Origin of the sequence: Streptomyces sp. NPDC006487, from assembly GCF_042870555.1 — a bacterium.
Lineage (GTDB): Bacteria > Actinomycetota > Actinomycetes > Streptomycetales > Streptomycetaceae > Streptomyces.
This window is the reverse complement of record NZ_JBIAHN010000036.1, coordinates 1-12569: the sequence shown is the minus strand read 5'-3', so window position 1 is coordinate 12569 and position 12569 is coordinate 1. Positions and strand designations below refer to the sequence as shown.

The window sequence follows — 12569 nt, the reverse complement described above, 5'->3', positions numbered from 1 at the left end:
CGCGTGTACCTGGATCCAGACGTCTCCCACGCGGTGAAGATCCTCATAGTGGGTCACTTCGGGGTCGGCAAGACCACCTGCATCGGCAGTCTCTCCGAGATCGAGCCCCTACGGACCGAGGAAGAGATCACCGAAGCCAGCGTGGGCTTCGATGACCTGTCGGGCACGCCCGACAAGAAGACCACCACCGTCGCCATGGACTTCGGCCGGCTCACCCTGAGCGACACCCTGGTGCTCTACCTCTTCGGAACGCCCGGCCAGGAGCGCTTCAAGGAGATGTGGGAGGAGCTCTCGCGGGGCGCGCTGGGCGCGCTGGTGCTCGTCGATCCCGAGCGCCTGGACGAGTCCTTCCCCGTCCTGGACCTCGTCGAGCGTTTCGGCCTGACGTACGCCATCGCCGTGAACCACTTCGAGGGCACCACGCACTACCCGCTCGACGAGGTGCACGAGGCCCTGAACCTCACCGCCGAGACCCCCGTCGTCGAGTGCGACGTACGGGACGAGAAATCCTCCGCGCGTGCCCTCATCACCCTCGTGAAACACCTCATGTCCCAACTCGGCTAGGAGCGCAGGAATGCAACAGCCACATGACCCGCAGGAGATACCCCCCGGCTGCCCCGCGCACGGGAACGTCCAGATGTACGGCTCCGCCTTCGGGGCCGACCCCGACGGCCACTACGCGCAGCTGCGCCCCTACGGTCCCAGCGCGCCCGTGGACATCGCCCCCGACGTCCAGGTCGAGCTCGTCACGAGCTACGACGCCGCTCTGTACGTCCTGCAGAACCCCGCTTCCTTCGTACGCGACTCCCGCCGCTGGAACGCACTGAGTGAAGGCCGCGTACCGGCCGACAGCCCTGCGCTGCCCATGATGGGATACCGCCCCAACGCACTCATGAGCGACGGTGCGGCACATGCCCGACTGCGGCGGGCCGTCACCGACAGCCTCGCCACGGTCAACGAGCACCAGCTCATCAGGCAGACGCAGCAGTCCGCCAACTACCTGATCAGTCAGTTCAGTACCGACATCCGCGGCCAGGCGGAGCTGATGGCCGAGTACGCCCAGCCGCTGCCCCTGCTGGTCTTCAGCGACCTGTTCGGCTGCCCGCCGGAGATCGGCGACCGCGTGATCGCCGGCATCAGCGGCCTCTTCGAGGGGAAGCCCGGCTCCGACGAGGTGCTCGGCGGAGCGCTCACCGAGCTGATCGCCCTCAAGCGGCGGCGCCCGACGGACGACCTGACGACGCGTCTGATGGAGCACTCGGCCCAGCTGAGCGACGAGGAGGTGCTGCACCAGCTGGTCACCCTGCTCTCCGGCGGGACCGCGCCGCTGGCCGCGGCCATCGGCACCAGCAGCGCCCTGTACCTCGGCGAGGACTGGCAGGCCGGCCTTCCGGTCGAGGACGCGGTCTCCCGCACGCTCTGGAACTTCGCGCCGATCGCCAACTACGCCGCCCACTACCCGACGCACGACGTGGAGATCGGCGGCAGGTTGGTCCGCGCCAACGACCCGGTCCTCGTCTCGTTCGCCGCGGCCAACACCGACCCGAAGCTGACGGAGCACCGCGAACAGCTCAGCGCGAAGGCGCACTTGGCGTTCGGAGCGGGCCCGCACGCCTGCCCCGCCAAGGACCCGGCCTTCATGATGGCCGTGACCGCCGTGGAGACGCTGCTCAACCAGCTCCACGACGTCGAGCTGCGCGTCCCGTTCAAGTCGCTCACCTGGGCGCCGAATCCGTGGAGCCGCTCGCTGGTCACCCTTCCGATCGGCTTCACCCCGAGGACCGTTCCCCAGGCGGCCGGGTCGGCCGCGCCGGCCGGGGCGAACCCGGGCCGGATGCCCCAGCAGCAGGCCGCCGCACCCGCCAACGCCGGCCCCTCGCGCACGAACGCCGGCGCCGCGCCGCAGCCCAAGGGCGGCCTGTTCAGCCGCTTCCTGGCCTGGACCAGGGGCGAGTGAGGCCGGAACGGACGATGTGATTCCGGTAACGCCCCGCGTACTCAGTGGCAGTAGACGCGCTGACGATCATGCGGGTACCCATGGCGGCCGGCCCTCACCGGTTTCGGCCGTCCTTGGTCGTGGCCGGGCCGCCGTGGGCCTGGTGGGGCGTGACCTGTTCGAGGATCTCCGCGTAGCGGGACCGCTTGTCGGGGCGGGCGTGGACGGTGGCGTGTCTGAGCGCCGGGATCGCCGACGTGCCCATGGAGACGAGTCCCTCGGCCGCGGCCCTGCGGACGACGGCGTTCGGGTGCTCCAGCAGTCCCGTCACGATGGGGATCGCGGGGACCCAACTCGCGCGGCAGAGCGTACGGATCGCGGTACGCACCAGGTCCGGCTGGGGGTCGGCCAGCAGGACCGACGTGTGGTGCAGGTGGGTCTGCCGGTCCAGCATGGCCCGCGACGTGCGGTGGGCGTGCAGGCGGACCTTCGGCTTCGGATGACGCAGCAACTCGCCGATCAGGTCCCGTAGTCCGGGATCCTGGTCGGCCTCCGGACCGGTGTGCCCCTCGGCCAGTCGCGTGAGTGCCTGGCGGATCCGCACCGGGTCGCCGGTCCGGGCCAGGTCCAACAGCTCCCGCCGGGACGGGGGGTGTGTCCCTCCCGCCGACGTTGTCGGGGCGCGGTGGCGGAGCGCCGCCAGCGCGGCGGCATCCTGTTCCGCGGTGTCCGGGCGGCGCAGCGGACCTTCCACGAGGAGCAGGCGGTCCGCCAGGTCGTCGCGTCCTTCGGCGCGCAGCCGGCGGCAGACCCGCGTCAGCGCGGGGGTGCGCAGCAGGGGACGCCCGTCCAGCAGGTCGAGCAACCCCCAGGTCCCGGCGTGGAGGCGATCGCCGAGGCGCTGCGCCAGTACGTCGGCGGGGACCCGGCGCAGGGCCTGCACGATCGCGGGGCGGCCGGACGGCGGATCGTGTTCCCACCATTCCAGCAGCAGGGGGACCAGTGGTTCCAGGTCCCACGGGTCGAGCAGGCTCGCCGCGTCGGCGACCCTGTCGTGCAGGATGTCGTCCGCGCGGAGTTCTCTCGCGTCGATGGCGCTCAGTGCGCGGGCCAGGTCGACGCCGACGGGTACGTCGATGCGGCCTCGCAGAAACGCGCGGAGCACGGGAAGCCCGCACTCGGGCTCGGGCCATTCCAGGAGCGCGAGGGCCGCGGTGTGCCGGCGTTCCTGATCGGGTGCGCTCAGCATGGCCAGCAGGCGGTCCCGCAGTGCGGTCGAGCGGGGCTGGTCGAGGTCGTCGATCCGCACGGTCCGCGGTCGCGGCACCGGCGGCGGCGCGTGGGCGGTTTCGGTGAGGGTCCAGGCTGGTGCGTCGAGGGGCTGGATGTCCGTCATCCAGTCGATGAGGGCGGCGCGGACCCCGGAGCCGGCCGAGGGGTAGACCTCGATCAGCGCGCTCAGGCGGTCCCGGGAGGCTGGGACGGCGGGGACGGCGGGGACGGTGCCTTCGCCCTCCCGGCTGAGGCGGTCGCGTCGGCGGAATTCCTCCAGGGAGACCGATGTGCGCACCGCGGCATCGAGCGCGGCCCGCCACGCCTCGGCCTCGGCCGGCGTAGTGCCTGCCGCGGTGGATGCCGCCGTGGATGCCGCCGTGGCCGATGCCTTGGCCTCTGCCGACCGCGGTGCGGCGAAGGCCTCCCGCAGTGCGGCGGCCTCGGCCTGCCAGGGGCTGGTGCCCAGCCGGGCCGAGGCCAGTGCCTGGTCGAGGTCGGCGCGGACCAGTACCGCGCCGAGTGCGCGGAGCAGCGTCAGTGTGGACGGTCTGTCCGCGGGGGCGCAGGGCAGTGCGCGTACCGCCTCGGCGACGGCCTGCTTCTCGACCGCGGGGAGCGTCGGCGCGACCGCTTCGAGTACCGCCAGGAGTGCGTGCCGGTCTTCCGCGGCGGCCTCGGCGAGCCCGTCGAGCAGGACCGCGGTGGACCGGGCGTAGGCCGTCAGTTCCCCGGGCGTCCACGGTGCGGGGCAGAGCCGGAGCGTGAGCCGCAGGATGCGGGCTCGTCCGGCGCGTTCGGTGGCGGCCAGGCGCAGCCAGTCCGCCAGCAGGGGCCTAAGCACCCGCAGCCGGGTGGGATGCGGCAGCTCGGACCGCGCGGCGAGGCGTAGGGCGACCGGCGTGTGCCAGCCCCGCGCATCCAGAGAGTCGACGTCCGGGTCCGCTCCGGTGTCCACCGCCGACCGCGGTACGGCGGGCGTGCTGATGCCGTGCTGGGCCATGGCGGTCGACAGGTCCTCGGCCGTACCGGAGGCGAGGCGGACCCGACCGGCCGCCACCAGGGCGAGCAGGGCCGGCGCGACCCGTGACGCCTGGTCGGCCAGGGCGAGGACCGAGCGCGCCGGCAGGGCGCGGTCGAGGCCTTCCAGCAGCAGTGCGCGGGCGCGGCCGTCCTCGGTGTGTTCGGCGGCGGCGAGCACGGTCGCCCGGTACGCGTCGCCGAGGATGGCGCGCAGCGCCTCGACGAGCGTGCCGCGCAGCCCCGGGTTGTCGTGACGCCCGAGCCCGAGGAGCAGCGCCGGTACCGCCGCGGGGGTGCCCGCCCGGGCCAGGACCGCGGCGGCGGTCTTCTTGACGTTCATGTTCGGATGGGCGAGACATGCGGCGATCGCGCCGGAGGCCCAGCGGGCTCGTGCGTGACCGAGGGCGAGCAGTGCCTGCCGGACGGTCTGGACGTCCTGGGCCGCGGTCAGCGCGATCAACGTCGCCGACAGCGCCTGCGCGTCGTCCCCCGTGGCGTCTCGGGCGAGCAGCGCGATCACGTGCTTGCGCACGTGCCGGTCGCGGTGGCGCAGCAGGCGGTGCGCCCGCGCACGGGTGGCCGCGTAGGGGGCCCGGAGCAGGAGTTCGACCAGGATCGCCTGCTCGCCGCTCGACAGTCCGGGCCGCTCCAGCAGGTCCAGCGCCATGGTGGCGAGGAGGGTGTGCCCCGCCTCCCGTGCGGTCCGCGCGTCGAGCAGGCAGGACGGCCTGATCCGTCCCCGCTCGTGGAGCCGGCGGCCCAGGTCGTGTACGGCGTCCAGGATCTCCTGCGGGACCACGGGCTCCCCGGCCGGCTGTCCGGCGTCGGGGCGCGGGACGACTCCGCCCGGCTCCCCGGACGCCGCCAGCTCGGCCACGACGCGCAGGAGCAGGTCCGCGATGACCGGCAGCGTTCCGGTGCCGCCGTGCGCGGCCAGTCTGCGCAGGGCCTCCACCGGATGGTCCGGGTCCAGATGGGAACTCAGGAGGGCCAGTTCCCGCTCGTCCGGCCCGCCGAGGTCCGCCGCGATGCGCGCTGGCAGATCGGTGGGGTCGAGTCGGAGGAGGAGGGCGCTCCGCCGTGACGGATCGTCGGTCAGATGCCACAGGACCTCGAGGGCCCGGTTCCGCACCGCGCGGAGGTGCGGCGCGATCTCTCCGCCGCTCGGCTGCGCCTGCTCCGCGGCCAGACCGAGCCCCGCCCTCAGCGCCTCCTCCGTCCGGGGCCCGCCGATGGCCTCCAGGGCGTCCAGGGCCGCTACGGGCGCCGCCGGCAGCAGGGCGATCACCGCCTCTTCGGCATCCGCGTGGCGCAGGGCACGGATCGCGTCGAGGAAAGGCCCCGGCGCGGGAGCCGAGGGGAGGACCCGGGTGATCGCGTCCCCGATCGGGAGCTCCCCCGCCCCCTGTCCGGCGAGGGCGACCAGCAGCGCGAGCCGACGCGGCCAGCCCGGATCGCCGGCGGGCGCGTCCACCAGGACGCGGAGCGTTTCCTGTCGGCAGGTGAACAGGATCGTCGCGATCTCCTGGGGCGCGATGGTGTGATCGGCCAGCGCCAGGCCTATGAGGGACAGGACGTGCGGACCGGCCGGGAAGTGCCCGCGCCGGTGGAGCCCGCGCAGGCAGGTCACCGCCGGAGCGCCGAACAGCAGCGGGTCGCGTGCGGCGACCGCTGTCAGTGCGCCGATGTCCCCGCGGTCGGCCAGCTCACCGAGCAGTTCCATCGCGCGCCGGCGAAGGCGCGGCGGCAGGCCCGGATCCTCGATGACCTGCCACAGCAGGTCGCGGTGTCCGTGGTGGGCCGCGGCCTCGAGCGCGGCATCGGCCGCCCCGGGCCGTGCGGTCACCGATTCGGTGGCGAGGAAGGGCGCCAGCCGCCCCGGGGGCAGTGGATCCAACGCCGCCCAGGGCTCGGCGAGTTCCCCCAGCGCGGCGACGACGACGTCCGCGCTGCCGGAGCCGAGCAGGCCGAGCACGTGTGCGCGAACCAGTACGGGTGCCAGCAGGCCGGCGTGCAGCGCCTGCCGGGCCAGCCGCAGCGCATCGGCCTGGAACCCCGGGTCGCCGCTGTCCACCAGCTCCTGCACGAGTTGCCCGGGCCGGTGCGCGCAGTCGGCGGTCGTTTCCCGCACCGCCTGGCGGAGCAGTTCACCCGCAGGCTCCTTCCGGAGCACTGCCGGATCGTTCAGGAGCTCGGCGCGCAGCCAGGCGATCCGTACCCGTACCGGCAGCCCGGCCGTACGCCACGACGGCCGGTCTGGCTCCCGGAGGTACGGCCCCAGTCGTTCGTGGAGCCGCGCCAGGACGAGCGCTTCCTCCGGCGCCCGCGGCACCGGTACCGGTAGCAGCCCGGCGAGTTCGGCCATCTCCTGCTCGTCGCCCGTACGGCCCGTGGCGACGCGCTCGGCCAGGAGGGTCAGACCCAGGTACCGCACACGGTGATCCTCGTGGCGGACGAGGAGGCGGAAGACGGCCGGCGGGCAGAGCAGCGCGTCGAGACGGCCCGCCAAGTGGCCGACGTCGGCCCGGCGCACCGCGTCGAGGAGGGACTTGTCCGCCGGCATCGTCATCCTCGGAATCTAACCGGGACGTTCCCGGCCACCAACTCGATTTGGCTTCGGGGTCGTGCCCCGGACCGCCTCCCCGCATCCGGGGCCCCTCCTGCAGCTCGGGGTTCCCCTGGAAGGGCCCACGTGTTTGTTCCAGTACGACGACGGAGACGACGAACCGGAGCCCTAGGCGGTCAGATCCAGCCCCGCCGGGCCGCGATGGCTCCCGCCTGAAAGCGGTTCGCCGCGCCCAGTTGGTCGTGCAGGCGGCTCATCCGGCGGCGCATGGTCCGTACCGACCAGCCGAGCTGGCGGGCTATCGCCTCGTCCTTCAACCCGCTGACCAGCAGGGCGAGTAGCAGCCGGTCCTCCTCGCCGGGCTCCGCGGACTCCTCGCCGGAGCCCGTCGGCTCCGGCGGTGCGAGGAGCGGGGTCGCCAGGGTCCAGCACAGCCGCCAGTAGTCCGTCAGCGCGTCGAGCAGCGAGGACGGCCGGATCACCGCCGCCCGTACGTCCGTCAGGTCCAGCGACAGGGGCATCAGCGCCAGCGCGTCGTCCGCGATGGCCAGCTTGATGCGCAGTCCGGGCAGCACCCGGGCCTGCTCCCCCTGCGCCACCAGCCGCCGGATGTCGTCCAGCACGCCCGGCCACTCCAGCGCTTCCGGGGCGTACACCGCGCGGTACGTCAGCCCGCCGCGCATCGCCGTCTCCTCCACCGGATTGGCGGTGGTCAGTGCGTAGGGCGGCCGGTCCAGGGTGCGGACCTGTTGCTTCGCCTCCTGCTGGAGCCGTACGAACCAGCGGCCCAGCGCCTCCCGGCCGGAGACGATCTCGACCTCCTTGGCGTCGCCGCGCCGGGCGGCCTCGAAGAGTCCGGCCAGCTCGCCGGCGGCCGACCGTACCCGGCCCAGTTCCACGGTGCGCTCCTGGATCAGCGCTTCCACGGCATGCTGCGGGTCGATGGCCGCATAGCGCCGCCGGGGGCCGGACAGCCGCCCGACCAGCCCGCGGTCGTGCATGCGGTCGAGCGCGCGCGCCACCCGCTCCGGGGACGCGGCGAGCTCGCCCGCCAGCTCCGCGGGCGCGGCCGCCTGCCGGGCGAGCAGTGCGCGGTAGACCTGTTCGTCGAAGGCGTCGATACCGACGGCTGCCAGCTCCTGGGACATGCGGGCCATCGTGGCCCACCTGTGCCAGCGGCAGCAATGGGCCACGGGGAATCGTTGCCCCATCCGGACCGGGCCGCATTAGGTACCGCCTATGGGTCACTCACACGGAAGAACTGCGCACACGGGCCTGGTGGCCGCGGTGCTCGGCGGGCTGCTCGGCGGACTGCTCGCCTCGGTCCCGCCGGCCGTCGCCGCCCCCGATCCCGATGCCGATCAGGCGAGCCGCGGCACCCAACGGGTCATCGTCGAATTCGAGGGCGCCGCGGGGCTGGAGGCCGCGGCCGGATCCGCCAGGAGCGCCGGGAACGCGAGGGCCGCCGAGGTGACGGCCGCGCGCCGGACGCTGACCGGCAGGCAGGACGGGTTCCTGGCCGGGGCGAAGGACGCCGGTGTCACCGCCACGTCCGTACGCCGGCACACGCTGCTGCTCAACGCCGTGGCCATGACCGTCGGCGCCGACGACCCGGCGAAGCTGCGGAAGCTGCCGGGCGTGAAGTCCGTCAGCCCCGCCGGCACCTCGCGCGCCCTGGACACCGATGCCAACGGGGTCGTGGGCAACCCGGCCCTGTGGGCCCGGGAGGACCCCGGCGGCGTCAAGGTCACCGGCAAGGGCGTCACCGTCGCCGTGATCGATACCGGGGTCGACTACACGCACCCCGATCTGGGCGGCGGCTTCGGTGAGGGCCACAAGGTCGTCGGCGGCTGGGACTTCGTTGACAACGATGCCAACCCGATGGACGACAACGGCCACGGCACCCATGTCGCGGGTATCGTCGCGGGCAAGGCGGCCGCCGAAGACGGCGTCACGGGCGCCGCACCGGACGCCGAACTGCTGGCGTACAAGGTGCTCGGCGCGAACGGCAGCGGCGACGACTCGGGCATCATCGCGGCCATCGAGGCGGCGGTGGACCCGGCCAATCCGCACCGCGCCGACATCATCAACCTGAGCCTCGGCAACAGCGCGGGCACCGCGAGCGACCCGCTGTCCCGGGCGGCGTCCGCGGCCGTGGACGCCGGCGTCCTGGTCTTCGCCGCGGCCGGCAACTCCGGTCCCGGCTACTGGACCGTCGGCTCCCCGGCCGCCGCCCCCGGTGTCATCGCCGTCGGCGCCTCCACCAGCGGGATCCGGATGCCCGTCCTCACGGTGGCGGGCGACACCCTGCAGAGCTACCGCGGCGGACGGTCCGCGAACCCGCCGGCCGCGCCGGTGACCGCCGGAGTCGTCAGCATCGGCATGGGCACCGCGCAGGACTGGGCGAAGGCGGGCGACGTCACGGGCAAGGCCGTGCTGTACGCGGTCCCGCCGGCCGTGAACCCGTACGACGTGTGGCCCGAGGAGCTCGAAACCTGGCGCGAGGCCGAGCGGCGCGGAGCCGCCGTCCTGGTGGGCGGCGTCGGCGGGACGGGCGGCGGCCCGGTCGTGTTCGGCGGCAAGAGCCGCGCCAACCCGCTCCAGCCCCGGCGCCCGCAGGCCCCCGCCCGCACCGCGTCCGCCGCACCGAGCGAGGTGCTGCTGGGTGCCACGCCCGCGGAGTCCGGCGATTCGCTGCGTCTGGACCGGCTGGTGGTGACCGGCGTGGACTACGAGACGGGGCAGCGGCTCGCCTCGCTGGCCGGGCACGGCGGCGAGCTGGTGCTCGGCGGCCGCGACTCCACCGACGAGATGGCCTCGTTCTCCTCCCGCGGCCCGGACTCCGAACGGCTCGGCCTGAAGCCCGAGATCGTCGCCCCCGGAGTGGAGATCCTCTCCACGGTCCCCCGGGGCATCGAGCCCACGGGCTACCGGCGGATGTCCGGCACCTCGATGGCCTCGCCGCTCGCCGCGGGCTCCGCGGCGCTGCTGCGCCAGCTGCACCCGGACCGCCCCGCGGACCGGCTGCGCGCCGAGGTGATCGGTTCCGCGAAGCCGCTCGACGGGCCCGACCTGCAGTCGCAGGGCAGCGGCCGGCTCGATACCGCCGCCGCGGCAGGCGCCGGGCTGTACGCCTCCCCCGCCACCGTTTCCTTCGGCCTGGCGCACATGGACCGGCCGAAGGTCACCGGCAGCCGTGAGGTCGTCTTCCACAACACCGGCAGCGCACCGGTCTCCGGCACGGTGTCCGTGACCGGCCCCGCCACCGTCACCCCGGGCCACGTCGACATCCCGGCGGGCGGCACCACGAAGGTCACGCTGACCGTGGAGCGCGACCGGCCGGACGTCACGGACTACGCCACCAACTACCTGAGCGGCCGCGTCACCCTCACCCCTGAGACCCCCAAGACCCCCACGACCCCCGGGGAGGGCCGGACACTCACCGTCCCGTACCTGATGGCGGCGATCCCGCTGTACGTGGACCCGGCCGAGGACCCGTCCAACGACGGCTCCACCACCGTCTACGTCTACAGCCCGACGCCCCTCACCACACCGCCGGTGCTGACGGTCACCCCGCCCAAGGGCAAGGCCTACACCAAGGGGACGGTGCCCACGGCGGACCCGTCCTACTACCGGGCCGATTTCACCGGTCTCGGCTCGGGCGTCCACACGATGACCGCCCGCGCCACCACCTCCGGCGCGTCCGGCGCGGTGCGTCAGTACGGCACGGGCGCCTTCGAGGTGACGCTCGACGCCTCCAAGGCGAGGAACTGGAAGGCGGTCGGCCCGAACAGCGCGGTGGGTACCACCCAGTTGGCCCCCGGCGCCCCGAACCAGGCCGTGATGACCCAGGGCACCCGCCCGGGCGCCTGGCTCACCACCGACGGCGGCAAGAGCTGGCAGCAGCGGGGCCACACCCCCGTCAGCAACGCGCTCGCCGAGCCCTCCCTCGTCATCGACTCCCGCCATCCGAACCGCTGGTGGGAGGCGGTGGTCAGCGCGCACCCGTCCGCGTTCCCGGAGGGCGGCGCGCTGATGCGCACCGAGGACAGCGGCCGCAGCTGGGAGCGGATGGCCGGTCCGCCGGCCCCGGTCACCGAGCTGAGCGCCGATGCCCGCACCCGCGTACTGCTCGCCACGTCCGAGTACACCGGTGAGCGGTTCGTCAGCCGGGACCGCGGCGCCACCTGGACACCGGTCGACCTCACGGGGATCACCGGATACGTCGCCAAGAGCGTGATCGGCGGCGATGACCTGTACCTCTGGGCCGGCCAGGCGATCTGGGTGATCCGCGACTTCGTCACCGGCTCCCCCCGGCCCGCGCGGCAGGTCTTCCAGACCGCGCCGCGCGTGCAGATCATCGGCGGCTTCGATGCCGACGGCGCGCTGCTCGCCATCAAGGTGCAGGGCCAGAACTCGGGCCTGTACGTGAGCCGTGACGGCGGGCGCAGCGTGGAGAAGACCAGCCGCACCTCCAGCGGTCTGGTCGACGTCTCGGGCGGCGACATCTACCAGGACGACCTGAGCGGCGCAGGCGCCCTGAGCCGCGACGGCGGCCGTACGTGGACCACGACCGCGCAGCCCGTACCGGGTTCGGTGGTCTACGACTACGACCGCTGGGCCGACGGCTCCCACACGATCGGTTCCGGCGCCGCCGGGCTCTTCCGCTCCACCCGGGAGGGCGGCTACCGCCGGATCGGCGTCCAGGGCGAATCCGTTCCCGCGCTGGCGACCTTCGGGGACCAGCTCCTCGCCGGGACCTCGGTCGGCACCTACCGCACCACGGTGCCCGCCGCGAGCCCCGAGTGGGGTGCGGCGGAGCGCGAGGGCACGACCGGTACCGGCGTCGTCGGCTTCCAGCCGTCCGCGGCGGACCCGAAGTCCGGCTGGCAGCTGGTCAATTACCTCTACAACGTGGTGCTGCAGAAGACCACGGACGCCGGCCGGACCTGGTCGGACGTTGCCGCGCGCGAGGCGAACGGCACCGCGTTCCTCGTCGACCCCGCGAACCCCGACCGGATGATGATCTCGTACAAGAGCTCCGACTCCGCGGGCCTGTACACCACCACCGACGGCGGAGCCCACTGGAAGACCCTCGACCAGGGCCGGTACCACGACACCATCGTGGCCGACCCCAACAGGCCGGGGCGGATCTGGTTCGGCGGCTGGTGGGGGCTGTCCTACTCGGACGACTTCGGCGCCACCCTGACACGGGTGTCCGAAGCCGAGGTGCACGCCATCCAGTTCGCGGCGGGCGCCATGGTCACGGGCGGCCAGGCGATCCGGGTCAGCAGGGACGGCGGCAAGACCTTCACCAAGGCCGACACCGGCGCCCTGCGGATCAGCGTCTCCGACCTCCTGCGGGTCGGCGACACCCTCTACGCGGGCACCAGCACCCGCTGGATGGACTTCACGCCCACCGGCGGGCGCGGCGTACTGCGCTCCACCGACTCCGGGCTGACCTGGCAGAACATCTCCCGCTCCCTGCCGAACAAGGACGTGCTGTCCCTGGCGGCCTCGCCCGACGGCCGGTACCTCTTCGCCGGCGTCGACCAGGGCGGCGTCCACCGCCTGGAGCTGGACGACTGAGTTCCGGCCCCTCGCAGTCCGGGCCGGTGCGGCCGCCGCAAGGAAAGGCGACCGCACCGGCCCCGCCCCCCCCCGCCCCCCCCCCCCCCCCCCCCCGATGGGCCCCCCCCCCACAAACCATCATGGGCCAGACACCAGTGGGGGGCGGCACCACACCCCCGCCCCTCCGCGGCACCCCCCCCG

5 protein-coding genes are annotated in these 12569 nt (G+C 73.7%); 3 read left to right on the top strand and 2 right to left on the bottom strand.

The window, feature by feature from the left end; all coding sequences use genetic code 11:
• Positions 1 to 3 precede the first annotated feature (3 nt).
• Together ACFYM0_RS37285 and ACFYM0_RS37280 are read left to right on the top strand one after the other, a co-directional pair.
• Positions 4 to 564, top strand: a complete 561-nt coding sequence (locus ACFYM0_RS37285) for an ATP/GTP-binding protein (RefSeq protein ID WP_388510003.1) — start codon at positions 4 to 6, stop codon at positions 562 to 564.
• A gap of 10 nt (positions 565 to 574) precedes the next feature.
• The gene (locus tag ACFYM0_RS37280) at positions 575 to 1957 is read left to right on the top strand and encodes a cytochrome P450 (RefSeq protein WP_388510000.1); all 1383 of its coding nucleotides are present in this window, start codon (positions 575 to 577) and stop codon (positions 1955 to 1957) included.
• A gap of 94 nt (positions 1958 to 2051) precedes the next feature.
• On the opposite strand, the gene ACFYM0_RS37275 is transcribed toward ACFYM0_RS37280, so the two are convergent.
• Together ACFYM0_RS37275 and ACFYM0_RS37270 are read right to left on the bottom strand one after the other, a co-directional pair.
• Positions 2052 to 6800 (bottom strand): HEAT repeat domain-containing protein, encoded by a 4749-nt coding sequence (locus tag ACFYM0_RS37275; RefSeq protein WP_388509997.1) that lies wholly within the window; start codon positions 6798 to 6800, stop codon positions 2052 to 2054.
• A 173-nt stretch (positions 6801 to 6973) separates the two neighbouring features.
• On the bottom strand, positions 6974 to 7945 hold the full coding sequence (locus ACFYM0_RS37270; protein ID WP_388509994.1) for a helix-turn-helix domain-containing protein: 972 nt from the start codon (positions 7943 to 7945) through the stop codon (positions 6974 to 6976).
• A gap of 91 nt (positions 7946 to 8036) precedes the next feature.
• On the opposite strand from ACFYM0_RS37270, the gene ACFYM0_RS37265 reads away from it, so the two are divergent.
• Positions 8037 to 12386 carry a S8 family serine peptidase gene (locus tag ACFYM0_RS37265; RefSeq protein ID WP_388509991.1) on the top strand — a complete coding sequence of 1450 codons (4350 nt, stop codon included), beginning with the start codon at positions 8037 to 8039 and terminating at the stop codon, positions 12384 to 12386.
• Positions 12387 to 12569: the final 183 nt, after the last annotated feature.